Origin of the sequence: Kitasatospora sp. NPDC005856 (assembly GCF_040629945.1) — a bacterium.
Classification (GTDB): Bacteria; Actinomycetota; Actinomycetes; order Streptomycetales; family Streptomycetaceae; genus Kitasatospora.
Genome location: NZ_JBEXWT010000093.1, coordinates 1 through 19,640, shown reverse-complemented (window position 1 = coordinate 19,640; position 19,640 = coordinate 1). Strand labels below are relative to the sequence as shown.

14 protein-coding genes are annotated in these 19,640 nt (G+C 74.0%); 7 read left to right on the top strand and 7 right to left on the bottom strand.

Annotated features, from left to right (window positions below):
• The first annotated feature begins 283 nt into the window (after nt 1-283).
• A complete protein-coding gene (locus ABZ449_RS35050; RefSeq protein ID WP_360354188.1) occupies nt 284-490 on the top strand; it encodes a hypothetical protein in 207 nt (68 codons plus the stop codon).
• Between the two features lie 3 nt (nt 491-493).
• Here the strand turns inward: ABZ449_RS35050 and ABZ449_RS35045 are convergent, their stop codons facing one another.
• Nucleotides 494-1,117, bottom strand: a complete 624-nt coding sequence (locus ABZ449_RS35045) for an AAA family ATPase (RefSeq protein WP_360354186.1) — start codon at nt 1,115-1,117, stop codon at nt 494-496.
• Between the two features lie 191 nt (nt 1,118-1,308).
• On the opposite strand from ABZ449_RS35045, the gene ABZ449_RS35040 reads away from it, so the two are divergent.
• Nucleotides 1,309-2,859, top strand: coding sequence for an AMP-binding protein (locus ABZ449_RS35040; protein ID WP_360354184.1), 1,551 nt, complete (start codon nt 1,309-1,311; stop codon nt 2,857-2,859).
• A gap of 166 nt (nt 2,860-3,025) precedes the next feature.
• Nucleotides 3,026-3,208 (top strand): hypothetical protein, encoded by a 183-nt coding sequence (locus ABZ449_RS35035; RefSeq protein ID WP_360354182.1) that lies wholly within the window; start codon nt 3,026-3,028, stop codon nt 3,206-3,208.
• Nucleotides 3,209-3,330: 122 nt separating this feature from the next.
• On the opposite strand, the gene ABZ449_RS35030 is transcribed toward ABZ449_RS35035, so the two are convergent.
• The 3 genes from ABZ449_RS35030 to ABZ449_RS35020 form a co-directional block, all read right to left on the bottom strand.
• Nucleotides 3,331-4,320: an ABC transporter ATP-binding protein gene (locus ABZ449_RS35030; protein ID WP_360354180.1), complete on the bottom strand. Its 990-nt coding sequence runs from the start codon at nt 4,318-4,320 to the stop codon at nt 3,331-3,333.
• 217 nt (nt 4,321-4,537) lie between these two features.
• A complete protein-coding gene (locus ABZ449_RS35025; RefSeq protein ID WP_360354178.1) occupies nt 4,538-7,381 on the bottom strand; it encodes an FtsX-like permease family protein in 2,844 nt (947 codons plus the stop codon).
• Nucleotides 7,378-10,743 (bottom strand): ABC transporter permease, encoded by a 3,366-nt coding sequence (locus ABZ449_RS35020; RefSeq protein WP_360354176.1) that lies wholly within the window; start codon nt 10,741-10,743, stop codon nt 7,378-7,380. Before ABZ449_RS35020 ends, ABZ449_RS35025 begins: the two co-directional genes overlap by 4 nt.
• Before the next feature lie 418 nt (nt 10,744-11,161).
• On the opposite strand from ABZ449_RS35020, the gene ABZ449_RS35015 reads away from it, so the two are divergent.
• The gene (locus tag ABZ449_RS35015) at nt 11,162-11,893 is read left to right on the top strand and encodes an ABC transporter ATP-binding protein (RefSeq protein ID WP_360354174.1); all 732 of its coding nucleotides are present in this window, start codon (nt 11,162-11,164) and stop codon (nt 11,891-11,893) included.
• 151 nt (nt 11,894-12,044) lie between these two features.
• On the opposite strand, the gene ABZ449_RS35010 is transcribed toward ABZ449_RS35015, so the two are convergent.
• Both ABZ449_RS35010 and ABZ449_RS35005 read right to left on the bottom strand, forming a co-directional pair.
• Nucleotides 12,045-13,664 (bottom strand): BBE domain-containing protein, encoded by a 1,620-nt coding sequence (locus ABZ449_RS35010; RefSeq protein WP_360354172.1) that lies wholly within the window; start codon nt 13,662-13,664, stop codon nt 12,045-12,047.
• Between the two features lie 355 nt (nt 13,665-14,019).
• Nucleotides 14,020-15,639, bottom strand: a complete 1,620-nt coding sequence (locus ABZ449_RS35005) for an alpha/beta hydrolase (RefSeq protein WP_360354170.1) — start codon at nt 15,637-15,639, stop codon at nt 14,020-14,022.
• 429 nt (nt 15,640-16,068) lie between these two features.
• Here ABZ449_RS35005 and ABZ449_RS35000 point away from each other — a divergent pair, with 429 nt between their 5' ends.
• Nucleotides 16,069-16,743, top strand: coding sequence for a TetR/AcrR family transcriptional regulator C-terminal domain-containing protein (locus ABZ449_RS35000; protein WP_360354168.1), 675 nt, complete (start codon nt 16,069-16,071; stop codon nt 16,741-16,743).
• Nucleotides 16,744-16,853: 110 nt separating this feature from the next.
• On the opposite strand, the gene ABZ449_RS34995 is transcribed toward ABZ449_RS35000, so the two are convergent.
• Nucleotides 16,854-17,459 carry a TetR family transcriptional regulator C-terminal domain-containing protein gene (locus ABZ449_RS34995; RefSeq protein WP_360354166.1) on the bottom strand — a complete coding sequence of 202 codons (606 nt, stop codon included), beginning with the start codon at nt 17,457-17,459 and terminating at the stop codon, nt 16,854-16,856.
• A gap of 230 nt (nt 17,460-17,689) precedes the next feature.
• Here ABZ449_RS34995 and ABZ449_RS34990 point away from each other — a divergent pair, with 230 nt between their 5' ends.
• Entirely contained in the window at nt 17,690-18,883 is a 1,194-nt protein-coding gene (locus ABZ449_RS34990; protein WP_360354164.1) for an FAD-dependent monooxygenase, read from the top strand.
• 57 nt (nt 18,884-18,940) lie between these two features.
• On the top strand, nt 18,941-19,462 hold the full coding sequence (locus tag ABZ449_RS34985) for a MarR family transcriptional regulator (RefSeq protein WP_360354162.1): 522 nt from the start codon (nt 18,941-18,943) through the stop codon (nt 19,460-19,462).
• The last annotated feature ends 178 nt before the right edge of the window (nt 19,463-19,640 follow it).

Sequence of the window (19,640 nt, the reverse complement as noted above, 5' to 3'; positions counted from 1 at the left end):
GGGGTGTGGCCTCTCTCCGTAACGGACTCTGCCAGCCCCAGTCTGGCAGTGCCGGGCACGGCCGTGGGCCGATCCGACGATCATGGTCCCCAGTAGGCCGGTTCTCGCCGGTGCTCCCGGGCGGTGCTTCCCGGCCGACGATCCCCGGCCGACGCGATGGCAGGATGGCCGCATGAGCGAACCCGACGAGTGGATCACCGTCGCCTCGTACGAGAACCTGGCCGGCCGCCCGACCCCGCAGGCCACCGTCCGCGCTTGACTGCGTGACCGGGGCGTCGACTGGATGCCCTTCGAGGCGGACGCGGTGCGCTTCGACCTGATCTGCGGAGTCGGCCCGGACGGCCGCTGGCACGGCTGGTTCGACGTCCGGGTCCGCGCCGATGCCCTGCGCCCGCTCGGGCTGCACCCCGGACAGGCGTCCGCGGCCGTCACCGGCGCTTCCCCGCCCGCCTGGTGGCATGCGGAGGCCGAACGCCGGGCCCACCACTGACGGTCAGCCCGCCGCCCCGAAGCGGACCGCATCGGCGCGGGAGCGGGAGACCGCGTCCAGCAGCAGCACCGACGAGGCCTCCGGCGTCGGCATCGCGCCGCCGGAGCGCACGTGCCGGGTGAAGGCGGCCAGCAGCCGCTCCAGGCCGCGGCGATGACGGGCGAAGACCCTGGCGGAGGCGCGCCGGCCGCGGGCCCGCTGGCCGTCCAGCGCGGTGGCGGCGCCGACGTCCAGCAGCACCAGGTGCAGTTCGCGGCCTTGGCGGCCCGCCTCGCGGGCGAGCCAGCGCCGCATCCAGGCCCGGCTGCCGCAGTCGTGCACCAGCAGCGGACCGCCGCCGCGCACCGAGGAACGCAACAGCCGGAAGTGCTCCAGCCGGGCCCACGGCCGGTACACCGCGTACGGGAGGGCGGCGGGCATCACCGCCTCGCAGGCCTCGTGCACCGCACGCGGGTCCACCGCCCGGACCGTCCCCGGCTCCGGCCCCGCCCCCGACCAGCGCCGCAGCAGCGTGCTCTTCCCGGCCCCGGGCAGCCCGGACACCACCACGACGGCGTCGGCCGGGTAGGCGGTGACGAAGCCCGTCCCGGCCTCGCCCCGCAGATCGACCACTCCGCGCGGCGCCACGACCGCGTCCGCCCTGCCGCCCACCAGTCCGAGCCCCCGTTCACGTCCGACCGGGAACCCTAACAACAACCCCGTCCCCGACGACGGCTGGCCCCGCCCGCGCGCCGGTGCCGGTGGGGCACCGGTCACCCGCGGTGCACCCGTGGGGCCGGATCCACTAGGCTGACGCCCCGTCAGACAGGAGGCGGGCCATGGCGGAGGCGGCTCCGACGTACACCGCGCTGGTGCTGGACGGGCTGGCGCGCGATCCCGCCCGGGTGGCGATCCGGTCCGGGGGTGAGGCGTGGAGCGGGCAACGGTGCCTGGACCAGGTCCACCGCACCGCCCGGGCGCTGGAGCGGGCCGGGCTCCGGCGCGGGGACGGCGTGACGGTGCTGGCCGGGAACCGGCCGGAGGCGCTGCTGGTGCGGCTGGCCGCGAACCTGCTGGGCTGCCGGGTCGCGATGCCGTTCCCGGACGGCCCGGTCGCGGAGCAGGTGGCGCTGGCGGAGTTCGCGGGAACCTCCGCGCTGGTCTTCGACCCGCTCCGGTGCGCGTCGGCGGCCGAGGGGATCGCGCGGGCCGTGCCCTCGGCCGCCCTGTTCTCCCTGGGCCCCTCGCCGTTCGGGCTCGGCACGGACCTGCTGGGCCTCGCCGCGGCCTGCTCCCCCGCGCCACTCGAACCGCGGTACCGTCCCGAGGACGTGATGGCGGTGCGGTTCACCGGCGGCACCACGGGGCGCCCGAAGGGGGTGCTGCGCCGCTTCGCCCGCCCGCCGCGCCCGCCGCTGCTGTCCGGCTCGGTGTTCCTGCTGTGCACCCCGTTGTGCCACGGCGGCGGCACCACGGCGGACCTGGCGCTGGCCGCGGGCGGCACCGTGGTGATGCAGGACGGGTTCGACGCCGGGGCCGTGCTGGCGGCGGTCGAGCGGCACCGGGTGTCCCGGATGTACCTGCCGCCGCACCTGCTGTACCGGCTGCTGGACCACCCGCTGCTGCCCACGACCGACACCGGCAGCCTGCGCCGGGTCGGCTACACCGGCTGCGCGGCCTCGCCGCGGCGCCTCGCCGAGGCGACCCGGCGGCTGGGCCGGGTGCTGCACCAGACCTACAGCCTGACGGAGTGCGGGCCGGTCGCCCGGCTGAGCCCGGACGAGCACCTGGCGCCGCGGCTGCTGACCACCGCCGGCCGGCCGTTCCCGGACACCGGACTGCGCATCCTGGACGAGGACGGCGTCGAGCTGCCCGTGGACCGGACCGGGGAGATCTGTGTCCGCACGCCGACCGCGATGGCCGGCTACTGGCGCGACCCGGAGCTGACCGAGCGGGTGCTCCGGGACGGCTGGCTGCACACCGGCGACCTGGGCAGCCTGGACGCGGCGGGCTATCTGACGGTGGCCGGGCGGCGGGACCCGATGGCGATCGTCGAGGGGCACAATGTGTTCCCCCGCGAGATCGAGGAGCCGCTGCGCACCCACCCGGACGTCCGGGAGGCGGTGATGTTCACGACCACCGACCCGGACCGCCTGGACCGGGTGCACGCCGCCGTCGCCCTCGCCCCCGGCTCGCCGCTGACGGCCGAGCAGCTGCACCGGTGGTGCCGGGCGCGCGGACTCGGCCGGTGCGCCCCCGACACGCTCCTGCTGCTGCCCGCGATACCCCTGAACGGACTCGGGAAGCCGGACCTCGCCGCCCTGCGGGCCCAGGTGGACGGCCGGACCGGACGGGCTGCCGCCACCGCGGGGGCGCGCGAGGGGGCCTGACGCGCCCCACGAGTGCCTCGAGCGCCAACGCCGGTGATCTCTCGTGCACCAACCGGCGGGAAGAACCGTCCGTGGGCACTCGATCGCGCGGCCCGACCTGCCGACACATCCCCGGTGGCGGCGTGCGCGTCAGTGCGGGCCGCACCGTCCCCCAGGAGGCACTACCTTGACCTGGCTACGCGTCCTGACCGCGCTGGGCATCCTCGCCGTGGCGGCCAGTGCCCTGATCGTCTTCGCGCTCTGCACCGCCACCTCGCGCGGCGACCGCGCCGCGGAGGAGGCGCCGCCCGACCTCCGCACCGACGCCGAGGGCAGCGGCCTCTTCCAGCGGATGGGCGGCGACGGCTGACCGGCCGACCGGCCCGGGAGGCGGCGGCCGCCTCCCGGGCCCGGCGCTCTCCGGGCCCGGCGCGCTCCCGGCCGGTGCGCGCTATGGACAGGCGCGCGCTTCCGAGCCGTGCGCGCCCCGGCTCAGTGCCCGGCGATGTCGTCCGGCCGGACCTCGATGTGGTCGGCCGCGAGGTCGACCGCCACCCGGTGCTCCATGCCGAGCGACTCCAGGAACTTGACCGGCAGCTGCACCCGGCCGCTGCGGTCCAGCATCACGTACTCGCGCTCGTTCACCGACTCCTCGCCGTGCTCGTCCGTCACGGTCCGGCGCAGCACCTCGCTGGCCGTCCGTCCGTCCCGGATCGCGACCGTGCGACGGACCTCGCCCGCGACCATCGGGTCGTGGGTGACGATCACGACGGTCGCGCCCAGTTCGCGGTTGACGGTGCGGAAGGACTCGAAGATGATCCCGGCGGTCTCCGAGTCCAGCTCGCCGGTGGGCTCGTCGGCCAGCAGCACCGGCGGGTTGTTGGCCATCGCCACCGCGATCGCCACCCGCTGCTGCTGTCCGCCGGACAGCTCGTTGGGCTTGCGGTGGGCGAGCTCGCCGATCTCCAGCGCCTCCATCAGCTCGGCCACCCGGGCCGCCTGCTGCTTCGCCCCGGCGGCGCCGGAGCGACGGCCGCGCAGCTGCATCGGCAGCGCGATGTTCTCGGCGGCGGTGAGGAACGGCAGCAGGTTGCGCGCGGTCTGCTGCCAGATGAAGCCGACCACCTCGCGCCGGTAGCGCAACCGCTCCTTGACCGACATCTCCAGCAGGTCGCAGCCGGCCACGGTGGCGGTGCCGGCGGTCGGCACGTCCAGCCCGGCGAGGATGGTGAGCAGGGTGGACTTGCCGCTGCCCGAGGCACCGACCAGGGCGACCAGATCGCCCTGCCGGATGGTCAGTTCCAGGCCCTGGAGCGCCTGGACCTCGACCCCCTCGGCGCTGAAGATCCGGACCAACCGGTCGCAGACGATGGCCGCTCCCTCGCCGTACGCCTTGGGCGAGGCGGCGGCGAGGGCCCGCTGCTGGAGCTCCTGGAGGCTGGGGGCCTCGACGACCGTCCGCTCCTGGGGAGTGCTCTTCACCGCTCGTCTCCTGTCTCGACTGTCTGCTTCAACGCACCGCTCTCCACTGTCCCGGCGCCCCGGGCCGCTGTCACGGCCCGTGCACCGCTCCCGGCCGCCGGCCGCGACCTGCCTTCCGTGCCGCCGGCGCCCGCTGTCTCCACCCTCAGGGCCGTACTGCCGGGCGCCGCCGTTCCCGGCCTCACGGCCACGCTTCTGGGTGCCATCGTTCCCGGCCTCACTGCCGCTCCCCCGCCCGCAGTTCGGTGGCGATCTGGCGCCGGCCGGCGATCAGCGTCTCCACCACCACGCCGAGGCCGACCACCAGGGTCAGACCGACGGTGGGCAACAGCACCGGCATCACCGCCGGAGACAGGGTCTCGGCGACCGTGGCTCCGACCAGGGCCGAGAGGTCGAAGGCGCCCCCGAGCAGCGCGACCGCGGCCAGGGCGACCAGGCCGCCGCCGACGGCCGCCGCCAGGGTCTGCGGCAGCGCCTCGGCGACGATCAGCGCCAGGCCCTGCCGGGGCCGCAGGCCCATGGTGCGCAGCCGGGCGAGCACCGCGGTGCGGTCCGGCGCGGCCCGCAGCAGCGTCAGCAGCACGGCCAGCAGGGCGAACCCGGCGGCGGCGAAGCCCGCGTACCAGAACAGCCGTCCGGCGGCGTGCTGCACCGGGTCGGCGGCCAGCTCGGTGAGCTTCTCGCGGCTGCTGTGCACCGCGTACCCGGGGGGCAGCCCGCCGGAGGTCTTCCCCGCGGCCTTGGCCTCGTCCTCGATGAGTTTGCCGACGCGCCCCAGCTGCGCGCCGCCGCCGAGGCCGCGCTCCATCAGCAGGGCGCGGACCCGGTCCGGGTCGACGTCGCCGACCGCGAACCACTTGTTCACCTTGGTCGCCCGCTTGAGCTCCGGCAGGTGCTCCGTGGCGGGGCCGGCCGGCACCACGACGAAGGGCTTGCCGGGGTCCGGCAGGGCGGGCGTGGCGCTGACGACCCCGGCGACGCTGGTGGCCATCTGGCTGCCGCTGGGCGTGCGCACCTGCGGTGCCCCCGGGGTCAGGCGCTTGGCCAGGTCCCGGCTGAACAACGCGGGCACGGCACCGTCCTTGCCACCCGGGGCGGTGGTCAGCTTGGCCGGGTCGTACTCGCCGACGCCGACGGTGCGGGAGATCTCCGCGTAGGCGTCGGGATCGACCACCACCAGGATGGCGTCGGTGGTCTCCCGGTCGCCGCCGATGAAGGTGGCCCGCTCCTCGATCCAGGCGCCGGTCGCGGCCCGGACGCCGGGCAGTTCACCGGCCGACTTGGTGAAGGCCTCCGGCAGGCTCGCGTAGATCGGGATGCTGACGGACACGTCGCCGCCGACGGTGACGCGCGCGGCACGCGACCGGGACTGGTCCACCGCGGAGAGCACGGTGGCGCCGAAGCCGGTGGCCGTGACGGCGATCAGCAGGGCGAGCAGGGGCAGCGCGGAGGGCCGGCGCCGGCCCGAGTCGTCGCGCGCGGCCCGGACCAGGCCGAGGAATCCGACCAGCCCGCGGCCGCGGCCGGCGAGGGCGGCCAGCCAGCCGACCACGACCGGTTCGATCCGCGCCAGCAGCAGGCCGCCGGAGACGGCGAGCAGCAGCGGGGCGGCCACCAGCAGCGGGTCCACGCCACCGCCGGAGTGGCCGACGCCACGACGGCGGACCTCGGCCACGGCGGCGGCGGTGACGGCCAGCACGGCGAGTTCGCCGATCACCCGGCGCCAACCGCCGGCCGCCCGCGGGCGGGCCCAGAGCCGCGCGGCCCGGGTCGGGAAGGCCAGGATCGCGAGCAGGGTCACGGCGAGTGCCAGCAGCACCGGGTTGCCCCAGCGCGGGGTCGGCAGCAGCACCAGCGCGAGGGCCGTGCCGAGCACCGCGGCGGGCAGCACCGTCACCGCGCCCTCGCCGAGCAGCCGCAGCAGCACTCCGCTGCGTGAGGCGCCACGGGCCTGGAGCAGCCGGATCTCGGCGGTGCGCCGGTCCGTGCTGAGCGCCGCGGCCAGACAGAGCACCACGACCGCGACGCCGGCGACGCCGGCCGGCCCGATGGCGCCCAGCGGGGCCGCGGCCTGGTAGCGGGCGGTGGCCCGGACGAGGACGTCCGGCAGCAGCGAGGTGGCGTGCAGGTCGGCCCGCAGGGTCGTGTCGATCAGGGCGGTCATACCGGGGCCGGCCGTGTACGAGCCGAGGGTCGCACGGGTCTGGTCGAGCTGGTCGGCGCGCAGCGAGCCGGGCTCGACGGGCAGTCGCCAGAAGTTCTGGCCGGCCGATCCCCAGCGGCCCAGCGCGGCCAGGCTGCCGCCGTCGACGAAGCCGCTGGTCCAGTACCACGCGTCGTCGCCCTTCAGGCCCAGGCAGGCCCGGGTCGGGCAGCCGAGCCCCTCCCAGAACGGGTCCTGGGGATCGTTGACCTGGTAGAGGCCGACGACGGTGCTGCGCAGCTGGACCGGTCCGTCGGTGCCGCTCTCGATGACGTCGCCGATCTTGATGTTGATGGCCTCGGCGGCCTGCCGGCTCAGCACGACCGGCAGCGGGCCGTCGGTCGGGGCGGGGCCCGGCCAGGTGCCCGCGGTCAGGGTCACCCGGTCGGCGAGGCCGTGCAGGTAGTACAGGCCGAGCGCCGGGGTGGCGTTGTCGGAGAGCCGGGTGAACCCCGGGTTGAACATCTGGCGCCCGGTCTTGGTCCGGGTGCCGTGGACCTCGCCGGACGGGCTCAGCGGCAGCTGCCGCCCGATCTGCGCGGCGAGCTTCTGCCGCACGTCGTCGAGGTTGGCGGCGGTGTCTCCGGGGGCCGTCGCCGAGGTGATCTCCAGGTTGGTGACGTTGGCGCCCAGGCCGCGGGTGAACTCCTGGAGCGCGGTGTCCGCGCCCCGGTCCGCGATGCGGGGGAAGGCCGCCGCCAGGAAGACGGTGACGAACGCGAGCGCCGCGGTGAGCAGCGCGGCCAGCGGCATCGCGCGCAGCCGGGTGCGGACCCAGGGCGCGGGCCGGTGGGCCCGGGCGGGTCCGGGCGCGGGCCGGTCGGGGATGGGCACGCGGGTGCCGGCCTGGGTGGTCACATCTCCTCCACGTGGCGCAGCCGGGAGGCCACGTCTCGACGCCGGCGCCCGATCAGGAAGGCCGACAGCAGCGGGACGACGGCGATCGCGGCCGCGAACAGCAGCGCCTGACCGAACGGCAGCTCGACCAGGGCCTCGGGCACCGGGCGGCGGGCGGCCGGGGTCAGCACCACGAAGGGCACGATCAGCCGCACGAGCAGGGCACCGAGGGCCAGGCCGACGATCCCGCCGAGGCCGACCAGCACCGCGTTCTCGGCGGCGACGGTGCGGGTGACCTGCTTGCGCGGGGCGCCCAGGGCGAGCAGCAGCGCGGAGTCCCGGGAGCGCTCGTGGGCGGAGCCGGCCACCGCGGCGGCGAAGCCGATCGCGGCGAGGACGGCGGTGACGATCGCGATGGCCATCAGCGCGCTCTGCGGGGCGGCGCCGACCGGGTCGCCGAGGAGCCCCTCGGCGACCTCGTCGTAGAGCGCGAGGTCCTGGCTCCCTGGGGCGCCGCGCAGGGCGGCGGCGGCCTCGGCCGGGGCGCGGTCGCCCGGCCCGGTGGCGGGCAGCCACCATTCGATGCGGGAGGGCAGGTTGCGGTCCTGGACGGCCAGCGCCCGGGCGACGGTGCCGAGGTCCAGCACCAGGGCCTGTCGGCCGACCACCGGTACGGCCTCGACCACGCCGGTCACCTTGACCGGGACGACGACGCCGCTGAACGGCATCTGGAGGGTGTCGCCGACGGAGGCTCCGACGGCCTTCAGGTAGTCGCGGGTGGCGACGCCGTTGACGGCGGCCGGGAGCGGTGTCCCGGTCGGGGTCAGCACGGCGCGCACCGACTCGCCGATGCCGCGGGCGGAGTGGTAGCGGACCGTGAACAGGCTGTCGGCGGTGGCGGCTTCGGAGGCGAGCGCGGCCACCGGCGGGGTGGCCGTGCCGCCGTTGCGCGGCGGCGGGGGCTTGAGGCTCCAGCCGGTGCCGGCCGGCACGGGGACGGCGGTGGACGGTCCGTCGGCGGTCTCCGAGACGGCCAGGCTCCGCACGGTGACCTCGCCCTCGCTGCGGTCGCCGAAGGCGACGGTCGCGCCGACCACGCTCAGCGGGGCGGCGACCGAGCCCACCGGGGCGTCGACCAGCGCGCCGAGCCTGATCGAGGAGCGGGCATCGCCGTTCAGCGGGAGTTCCCCGAACGGGACCTTGTGGACCAGGCCGAAACGGTCGCGCAGCAGCAGGCGGACCTCGGGGTGGACCGGGCTGCCGTACGACGCGGTCTGGACCGTCTGGTTCACCGTGACGTCGGCGTCGATCCGCAGCGGGCGGCCGGGCAGCGCGATGCCGGCCGGGGCGGGGGCGGCGAGCGTGCCGAAGACCTCCGGGCCGGTCTTGCCGCCGAGCAGGTCGGATCGGACCGGGACGCGCTCGCCGAAGGTGGCGGCGTCGACGGCCAGCAGCTGACCGGTGCCGTTCTGCAGCGGCTGTTCGTCGCGCACCACCGGGACGATCCGGTCGCCGCCGGGCAGGCTGCCGTAGCGGCCGCCCTGGCCCATCGGGGCGTTGTGCGAGCCGGAGATGCGCAGCCCGCCGGCCGTGGTGAAGGCGGCCTGGTCGCGCTGGGAGGAGGTCCAGGTGGCGTGCTGGCCGAGCGCCAGGACGCCGGTGGCCACGGCCATGACGAGCAGCAGGACGGGGCCGGTGGCGCGGCCGGGCCGGCGGGCCAGCTGCCAGCCGACCATGGCGGGCCCGAGGCCGCGGCCGCGGGCCGCCGCGCCGGCGCCGAGCCGGGCGACGAGCGGGAGCAGCCGCAGCACCACCAGGGTGCCGGCGCACAGGGCGAGGGTCGGGGTGGCGACCAGCAGCAGGTCCACGTCGAGCCGGCCGGTGGAGTCGGGGGACAGTCCGCCGCCGTACTGGTCGAGCTGCTGGTAGGCGAGTGCGGCCAGGGCGAGCACGGCGAGGTCGCCGCCGTTGCGGGCGATGCCGGAGACCACGGCCTGGCGGCGGCCGGCCCGGCGGCGCAGGGCCGCGCCGACGCCGCGCACCACGCTGGGCACGGTGGCCAGCAGGATGCAGGTGAACGCGCAGACCACGGCCACCGGCCAGAGCGACCAGCTGATGCCGGTCTCCAGGGTGACCTGGTGGGAGCTGCCGAGGCCGGCCAGCGCGCGGACCAGGAACGGGGTCAGCAGCGGCGCGAACACCGCTGCGGGCAGGGCCAGCAGCAGCGACTCCAGGGCGGTGAAGGAGCCGAGCCGGAAGGCCGAGGCGCCGCGCGCGGCGAGCATCTCGTTCTCGGACTCCTGCCGTGCGGCGATCAGGTGGACGACCAGCAGCAGGGCCGCCGCGGCGAGGACGGCCAGCTGGAGGGCACCGATCAGCAGGGTGGACCGGGCGACCACCATGCTGTCGGACAGCTCGCGCATGATGTCGGACAGCTCGGTCTTCACGCCGAGCGAGGCGGTGCTCCGCAGGTCCTCGGAGAGGCCCCGGGCGCGGTCGCCGACGGCCTGCGCGGTGGCCCGGTCGGTGCCGGAGAAGTCGGCGTCCAGCGACCAGCCGCGGCCGCTCTGCATCAGACCGGCCGTGCTGAAGGCGCTCTGGTCGACCATCATCGGGCCGTAGGTGGTGAATCCGCCGACCTCGATCTCGTGGCCGCCGACCGGATCGATCCGCCAGTACGGGGCGGCCGGGTCGGTGGCCCGGTAGACGCCGGTGATCCGGACGGTCAGCGGCTTGCTGTCGCTCCGGTCGACGAGCCGGACCTCGGCGGGCAGAGCCTGCTCGGTCAGGCCGAGCCGGCGCAGCAGGCTCTGCGGGACGGCGGCCTCCGGGGCGGCGGACTGGACCGGCCCGGTGGCGGCGCCCGGCCAGGCGCCGGCCAGCAGTTGGACCCGGGCACGGTCGAGGTCGGCGAGGACCGTGAGGTCGAGCTGGGCTCCGGTGGTCTGGGTGCCGGGGGCCTGGGAGGTGGGGGCCTGGGAGGTGGGGGCGGGGGCGCCGGGGGCCTGAGCGGGGGCGGTGCCCGCGCTGCCGCCCGCCGCGGTGCCGTCGGCGGCGTTGCCGGGGGCCGGCGGCAGGCTGTAGGAGCGACTGCGCGTCAGACTGTCGGTGTGCACGGGCAGATCGCCGAAGAGCTTCTGCCGGTAGGCGGCGAGCGCCGCCTCGTCCTTGGTCCGCTGGTCGCGTCCGTGCTCGCCGGTCACCGCCACCGTGGTCCGGGCGTGACCGGGCCCTTGGAGCGCCTGCCGCAGGCCGGCTTCACCGACGCTGCTGTTGAAGGCCACCAAGGCGGTCAGCACGGACGTGGTGATCAGCACCGCAAGCAGGACGGCGGCAGCCAGCGGCACTCGCCCGCGCAGTCGGCGCACGACGAAGCCCAGCATCAAGTTCCTCCCCCGGATTTACATCCCCGGTTGCATCCCCGGGCCCCGCTCATCGATCCGTTCCGAGCACAAATCGGCCACAGACGGACACATCGCGAGCGCACCGGCGCAGTGATCACCGGCAATCGGTCGCCGGATAGCGGACGATGCTGTCAGATTCGATCGAGGAACGGAAGGGACTTGCGCGAATCAAGTAGGCAATGAGCAAATTCCTTTCATTGGTAGCATCCGGGCCGGGGATGCCCCACTTGAATGCCATGCACACTTCACAAATCTGGCTTCGGCGCGCTCCATTGACCCGGGAGGCCGTCTTTCTCGGATTCCCGCCCGGGAACGTGAACCACCGGAGCAGACATATCCGTAGACCCGGACGGGACCCGGACGGAACCGGGCCGCCACGCCCACAGGGGGACGCCGCATGACGCAGCATCAGGCCGCCACCGCCGACAGCACCATCACGCCGATGGTGGCCGTGACCGACCTCCGCCGGAGCTTCGGCACCGGCGAGCGGGCCGTGCACGCCCTGCGCGGCGTGTCGTTCACCGTCGGGCGCGGCGAACTGGCCGCGCTCAAGGGCCGCTCCGGCTCCGGCAAGACCACCCTGCTCAACCTGGTCGGCGGCCTGGACACCCCGACCGGCGGCAGCATCGCACTGGACGGCATCGACCTCGCCAGTCTGGACGAGGACGGTCGGCTCGCCCTGCGGCGGGAGCGGATCGGCTTCGTCTTCCAGTCCTTCGGGCTGATCCCGATGCTCACCGCCGCCGAGAACGTCGGCGTACCGATGCGGCTGCGCAAGGCCCCGGCCGCCGAACGCGAGGAGCGCGCCCACACCCTGCTCGCCCTGGTCGGCCTGGCCGACCACGCCAACCAGCGCCCCGGCGAGCTCTCCGGCGGCCAGCAGCAGCGCGTCGCCATCGCCCGCGCACTGGCCAACGAGCCCAGCCTGATCATCGCCGACGAGCCGACCGGCCAGCTGGACTCGGAGACCGGCCGCTCGATCATGGAGCTGCTGCGCGCGGTGGTGCGCAGCGAGGGCGTCACGGTGCTGGTCGCCACCCATGACCCGACGCTGATGGGACTCGCCGACCGGGTGATCGAGGTCCGGGACGGACGGATCATGGAGGAGGAGGCGGAGCGGGCCGCCTAGCGGAGAGAGCCGCTTAGCAGCGCAGGCCGCTCAGCGGAGCGGGCCCGGGGCCGTGTCACGGGCGTGGGGATGCGGGGCGCCTTCCCACGCCTCCGGGCACCGGCCCGTCTCCGGGGGCGCCGAGAGCCCTCCGGAGCACCGGCGCTCGGGCTCAGGGCCCGGCCGGGATGATCGACTGGGCGTGGTGGAACACCTCCTCCCCGTCCCAGTGAGCCTTGGTGCGTTGCAGTCGTGGGTAGTTGTCCTTGTAGTACAGGCGGGGGTAGGCCGGGTCGGGCTGGTCGGCGGTGCCCAGATCGACGTCCGGGTAGTTGACGTAGGCACCGTCCGTCGCGGTGTCGACCTCCGGAACTCCGCCCGTCCCCCGGTAGACGTCGCGGTACAGCCCGCTCAGGTAGGCCAGGTGCTCCTCGTCCTCGGCCGGGTCCGTCCAGTACGTCTGGTACTGCAGCTTCATGATCGAGTCGCGCTGCGGGACGGCCGTCTCCTCGGGACGCCGGGTGTTGATCCGGCAGCCGTAGGAGTCGATCTGGACCAGCGTGTTCGAGAGGTCCGCCCCCTCCACGTCCCGCACCAGCCATTCCCAGAAGGCGGCGATCTGCTCCGGCGAGAACGGCTCCCGGTGGTAGGCCGACTTGTACTTGCCGCGCTGGTTGTCGCCCGAGGGGTTGAGCGTCATGGTCGCCTGGAACCAGGGCATCTGGCGCCGCTTGTCCGGGTAGGGCAGGAACAGCCCGCCGGCCGCCCTGGTCTGCACCCCCGAGCGCGTCGTCATCCCCTGTTCGACCGCCGCCACGAAGGCGTCGAGCGGGCCCGGGTCCTCGCCGTCCCACTGACTGAACAGGACGACGTTCCCGTTGGAGTGGTGGGTGAGTTTGAGGATGGCGAACAGCCCCTGGTACACCGGCTCGCGCGGGCCGCTGTACTCGGCCATGAAGGCCCCGAAGTTGGCCACCAGGGTCTCGAAGTCCTCGGGCCGCCGGCGCAGTTCGGCCCAGGGCCAGGCCACGCTGCTCAGCCAGACCCGGGGCGGCGGCTGCGGCACGTCCGGTGCGAAGTGGTACCGCAGCACCACCCCGAAGTTCCCGCCTCCGCCACCGGTGTGCGCCCAGAAGAGGTCCTGCTCGGGTGAGCCCGGCGCGTCCTCGCGGTGCGCCTGCGTCACCACCGCGCGGCCGCCCCGGACCGTGACCACGTCGACCTGGACGAGGTGGTCCACGGTGAGCCCGTGCCGCCGGGAGAGCAGGCCGTACCCGCCGCCGCAGACGTGCCCGCCCGCGCCGACCGAGTAGCAGGACCCGGCGGGAACGGTGACGGCGAACTCGCGGAAGAGCGTGGTGTAGACGTCCCAGTTGGTGGCGCCGCCCTCGACGCCGTACGTGGGCCGGCCGAACTTGTCGGTCGAGGCGGCGACGCCGCGCATCGTGCTGAGGTCGAGGATGACGCCCCGGTCGTTGTCGACGAAACCCTCGTAGCAGTGTCCGCCGCCGCGGACCGTCGGCCGAAGCCCGCCGTCCAGCGCGCGGTTCAGCTCGGCGACCGCGTCCGCCTCGTCGCCCACCAGCCGGATGGAGGAGGGGCAGCTGCTCCAGCGCTGGTTGAAGCCCTGGGCGAGGGTCTGGTACCGGGGATCGCCCGGCAACACCGATCGCCCCTTCGGCGGCTCCCGGCGCGCGCCCTCGGTCGCCGCTCCCGTGGAGCCGACGGTGATCCCGGCGGCCGCCGCACCGGCACCGCCCGGGAAACCCCGCCGGGGGAATTCGTCCTGCATGGGCCGTCCCCACCTTCCCGAGTTCGAGAGAAGCCGGCGGCCCGCACGCTAACACGGATATTCGACCGTGGGAATTTGTTATTGAATAGTGTGACAGTACGTCATTTTCGTTGACCCATCCCGGCTCTGACCTCAGCCGTCGCATCGGGACCCGATTGTCAGTGGCACGGGCTACGGTCGCCGACGACTCGCAGGAATCCGCTCCACCGGAGGTTCGATGACGATCCACCGCCGCGTTCTCCGAGCCTTCCCGGCTCTCCGGGAAGGCGTCCGGAAAGCACGATCGTGGTGGCCGGCAGCACCGCCGACCACCACGATCGTCAACTCCTCCCCCGAGTCACCGGGGGCCGTTCCGTCAGACCGCCGGGAAGATCTCCGCGTCCGGCTTCAGCAGCTGGCCGGGCGCCGGCGCGGTGCCGTCCACCAGGTAGCGGGTGACCAGCTGGTTCAGCGCCTTGCTGCGGCCCACGGCGCAGTGCTCGATCGAGTCGACGCTGACCAGCACCGCGTTGCTCAGCTCCTGCTGCATCCGCTGGGCGAACTTGTACTGGGTGGCCGGGTCGTAGAGGTTGCCGATCACCATCACGGTGTTGGAGGTCTTCTTGTTCCACGGGCCGGAGAAGCGCTCGGCGTCCCGGGCCGGGGCCGGCCAGCTCGCGCACGCGGGCGCGTCGAAGGCCTGGTAGCGGCCGAAGGTCGGCATGTCCTTCTCCCAGGCCTTGGCCGCGTTCGCGAACACCCGGTCGTTGGAGGGGTACGGCTTGTCCTGGCAGTTGACGGCCAGGTAGGAGTCGTCCGCGGTGTACTCGGAATCGACCGGGGCCTCCCGCAGCGCCGTCCGCGGGACCTCCACCGAGAGCAGGTTGGCGTCCTCCTCCGAGACGTTCGCCTGCGGGGCCAGCAGGGCGGTCGCGGCCGGCTTCTGGAACACCTGGTAGGTCGCCTGGAGCGACTTGGCCAGCGGGGCCAGCTTGGCCTGCGAGTACAGCGCGCTGGCCACCTCCCCGGTGAAGCTGCTCAGGGTCACCTGGGAACCGTTCGGCAGCGTGATCGGGCTGGTCCGCAGGTGGTCGCGGAGCTGGTCGAACTTGGCCCGGGTGTCGCCCTCGCCGAAGGCGCAGCGCGGGGCGCCGGCGGCCTGGCAGCGCTTGAGGAACTCGTCCAGGGCGATCTCGAAGCCGTTCGCCCGCTGGCGGTCGTACTCCAGACCGTTGTGCAGGCGCAGGTTCGGGTCGACGTTGCCGTCGACGATGATCGCGCGGACCTTGTTCGGGTACATGTTGGCGTACGTCGAACCGATCAGGGTGCCGTAGGAGAACCCGGCGAAGGTGAGCTGGGAGTCACCGACGGCGCGGCGCATACGGTCGAGGTCGCGCACCACGTTGATGGTCGACATGTGCTCGATCAGCGGGCCGGCGTTCTTGCTGCACGCGTCGGTGTAGTCCTGGTCCGCGTCGAGCGTCTCGTCGATCTCGGCCTTGGTGACCGGCACGCCGACCATGCGGTTGGTGACCGCGTCGGCGTCCTCCTGGGTCTTGAAGCACTTGAGCGGGTTGCTCCGGGCCACGCCGCGCGGGTCGAAGCCGACCAGGTCGAACTTGGACTGCACCTCGGCACCGAAACGGGAGGTCGTCGCCCACAGGTAACCACTGCCGCCCGGGCCGCCGGGGTTGAGGAACAGCGAGCCGATCCGCTTCGACGGGTCGCTCGCCCGCCGCCGCATCATGGCGATGCCGACCTTCTCACCCGACGGGTTGTCGTAGTCCAGCGGCACGGGGTAGACGGCGCAGTCGTAGATGCCGGGGTCCGGCTTGGTCGGGTCGGGGTTGCACGGCGTCCAGGCAACAGGGTCGACCTTCGCCTCGACCAGGCTCGGGGACTGGTCGATGGGCGCCGCCGACGCGGCGACGGCAGTGCCGGTGACAAGAGCGAGAGCGCAGGTGACCGCTCCGGCCAGCGTGGATATGCGGGACAAGGAACCTCCTCCGTACTGAAAGGGCGGCCCCAGCCTGTCAGCCGGAGATCTCCCTGGGAAGACCTGGGAGCTGCGTAAATCATCCGTCCGGCGCAGAACACGCGGCGAAATATTCTGTGAATGAACCAACTTGACGGTTGATTGACCTGATGTCTCGTCATCCTGTTCACCGATCGACCGTCAGCCGTCCCGGGTTCGACAGGCCGCCGAGGGACGGATAACCCCGGGCGGCCGACGCGCCGGGAGCGCCACTATTGCGTGACCGGACGCGACAGGTCGTCCTCGTCGACGACCTGCGCGACACCCCCTCCGGGAGTTTTTCTTGCAGTGCAAGAAGTTGACGCCGAGTATTGCTTTCTTACACTGCAAGACTTGTCGAGGCCCACGCCGCACCGCCCCGGTCGAGCGCACCGGGCGAAGGAGGAACCGATGCCGACCCGGCGCACCCGCCCACGGACGGGCCTGACCCGTGAGAAGGTCGTCGACGCCGCGCTCGCCTATGTGGACGAGCACGGGCTCGCCGCGCTCTCCAACCGCAAGCTCGGTGCGGCGCTCGGCGTCGAGGGCATGACGCTCTACTACTACGTCCCCAGCAAGGCAGCCCTGCTCGACGGCATGGTGGAGCGCCTGCTGGAGCTGTCGGCCGGAAGCCTGTTCGCCGAGCCCCACGGCCCGTGGACGGAAGTGGTCCGGGACTTCGCCGTCGAGCTGCGCCGCCTGCTGCTCGCCCACCCCGCCATGCTCACCGTGCTGGCCACCCGCCCGGTCGCCACACCCGCCGCCCTCGCCCTGCTGGAGCGCGGCATCGCCGTGCTCCACGCGGACGGCGTCCCGCTCGGCGACGCGCTCGACGTGCTCAACTCCGTCGCCCGGTGGACCATCGGGCACACACTGGGCGAGGTCGGCGAGACGCCCGACCGCGAGGGCACCGAACCCCGGCCCGAACAGTTCGCCGACCTGGACCGGGAGCTCTACCCCGGCCTGGCGCAGGCCTTCGCCACCGGTGAGGGCCTCGACTCCGAGCAGTGCTTCCACCGCACCCTGCGCATCCTGCTCGCCGGCTACGCCGCCGAGCTGAAGCACCCCCATGGGCGCGAGTCCTGATCGCACGACGGAACGACGGACGGCCGGACGACGGACGGCCGGACGACGGACGGCCGGACACCGGAAGACGGACGGCGGGACGACTCCCCGGCGGGCCGGCCCGGCGCGGCTCAGCTCGCGGCCGCTCCCCGCAGGGCGGCCGCCACCAGCCCCTGGATCGCGTCCACCCCGGGTTCGCCGGCACCCACCAGATGGTCGAAGACCAGTCCGTCGACGCAGGCCAGCAGCGTGGCCGTCCGCCCGTCGGGGTCGGCCACGCCCTCGGCGGCGAGGAACGTACGGACGGCGGCGCGCCCGGCGTTCTCCCGAGGGACGAGGATCTCGCGCAGCTCGGGATCGCGCACGCTCTCCACCGCGCAGGCGTACCGGGCGAGCGAGCGACGCCGACCGTCACCGGAAAGCCGGCGGCGCATCAGCTCCGCGATCCCCTCGGACAGTTCCGCCGCGGAGCGGACCGGCACCTGCTCCCCCATGGCGTCCAGCTCGCCCTGGTCCAGCTCCACCAGCCGTCGCACCAGCGCGGTGAGCAGGGCCTGCCGGGTCCGCAGGTAGGCCGAGGTGGTTCCGACCGGCAGCCCGGCCGCCGCGTCGACCGCCCGGTGGGTCAGTCCGCGCACGCCGAGGTCCGCCAGCACCCCGATCGCGGCGTCCGCCAGCACCGTCCGCCGGTCCGGCCGCCCCGCATCGTCCCGCTTCCGCTCCTCGTTTCGCCGCATCCCCCCTTTCTACCGGGGCCGCGCCACCAACTACGCACCACCTCGCCCCGGACCGGCCACCCCACCGGCCACCCCACCGGCCACCCCACCGGCCGCCCCACCGGCCGCCCCGACCTCGCCCGACCGCCCAGGCGCCCCCTCCACGTCCCCGCGGCCGTCCGCCGGCGGCCCCGTAGTACGCTCCTTCTACAGCTGTAGAAAACAGCACGGCGACACGGGAAGGACCGGGCATGAGCGGTAGCAGCGCGGTGGTGGTCGGGGGCGGGATCGGCGGGCTGGCGGCCGCGATCGGGCTACGGCTGGCGGGGTGGGACGTGACCGTGGTCGAGCGGGCGGAAGTCCTGGACGACGCGGGCGCCGGCATCTCCCTGGCCGCCAACGGGATGCGCGCGCTCGCCGCCCTGGGAGTCGGCGAGGCGGTCGAGGCGGCCTCCCGCCGTCAGTACACCGGCGGCACCCGAACCCCGGACGGGCGCCGGCTCGCCGCGATGGACGGCGCGGCGCTGGAGCGCGAGCTGGGCGCCCCGATCGTCGGGATACGCCGCGCGGCCCTGCACCGCATCCTGCGCGGGGCACTGCCCGCCACCTGCCTCGTCATCGGCTCCGAGGTGACCGAGGTGGACACCACCCGGCCCTCCCGCGTCCGGGTCGGCGTCGGCGGCACCACGCTGGAGGCGGATCTCCTGGTGGCGGCCGACGGCATCAACAGCCGGCTCCGTCGCCGACTCTTCCCCGCACACCCCGGGCCGGTCCACAGCGGCTCGACGGTGCTGCGGGCGATCACCGAGCGCCCGGTGGACGGCCTGGGAGCCGACTTCGAGATCACCTGGGGCCACGGCGCCGAGTTCGGCCACATCGCCTTCCCGGACGGCACCGCCGAGTGGCACGCGGTCCTGAACGCCCCGGCCGGGGTCCGCTACCGGGACCCGCTGACCGAGGTCCGCCGCCGCTTCGCGCGCTGGCACGAGCCGATCCCCTCGCTGCTGGCCGCGACCCGGCCGGAGGCGGTGCTGCACCACGACGTCAACGAGCTGGCCACACCGCTGCCGTCCTACGTGTCGGGCCGGATCGCGCTGCTCGGCGACGCGGCGCACGCCATGACGCCCCACCTCGGCCAGGGCGCCTGCCAGGCACTGGAGGACGCGGTGACCCTGGCGGCGGTGCTCGCCGGGACCCGGACGATCGAGGGCGCGCTCGTCCGTTACGACGCGGCCCGCCGCCCGCGCAGCCAGGCCGTGGCCCGCGACGCCCGCCGGGCCGGCCGGATGGGCCAGCAGCTCGCCCACCCGTTGGCGGTCGGGCTGCGCAACGCCGCGATCCGGCTCACTCCGCCCGGTGCGATGGTCCGGACCGTCCTGCGGCACGCGGACTGGGCGCCGCCACGGATCGCTCCCCGTGCCACCGGGGCACAGATCGACGACTGAGCACAGACCGACGACGCCGCTTGACCGGGGATCAGGTTAGGCGCCATATTACTTCTTGTGACCCAGCACTCCGAGGGCGGCCCCACCGCCCCCAGCATCGACCAGGCCCGCCGCCAGATCGCCCGCTACGGCCTCGAGGCCGATCCGCAGGCGATCCTGGTCGCGACCCGGCTGATGGCGGCGGGCGCCCGGCTCGGCCAGGCCGGCGAGGTGCACTTCAGCCGCTTCGGCCTCTCCACCGGCCGCTACCGGCTGCTGGCGGACCTGGAGGACCACGGCGGCGAGAAATCGCCCTCCCAGCTCGCGGCGAGTCTCGGCGTCTCCCGGGCGACCGTGACCGGCCTGGTCGACGGCCTGGAACGGGAGGGCCTGGTGGCCCGCCGACCGTCCACCGAGGACGGCCGCGGCAATGTCGTGATCCTCACCGCACGGGGAGCCGACAGGCTGCGGGAGCTGGCCCCCGAGCACTTCGCCCGCATGCAGGCACTGGTCGGGGGCCTCTCCGTCGAGGAGCGCGGCACCTTCCTGGAGCTGCTGGCCCGCGTGGTCGCGGGCATGGACGCACTCACCGAGGACTGATCCACCCCGGGCGGGGGGGGGGGGCCCGGGCCCCCCCCCCCCCCCCCCCCCCCCACAAAAACACAAAAAAAAACAAAAAAAAAAAAAAAAAAAAAAAAACCCAAAAAAAAAAAAACCCACCCCCCAACCCAGAACAACAAACCAACAAACAAAAAAAAACAAAAAACCCAAAAAAAAA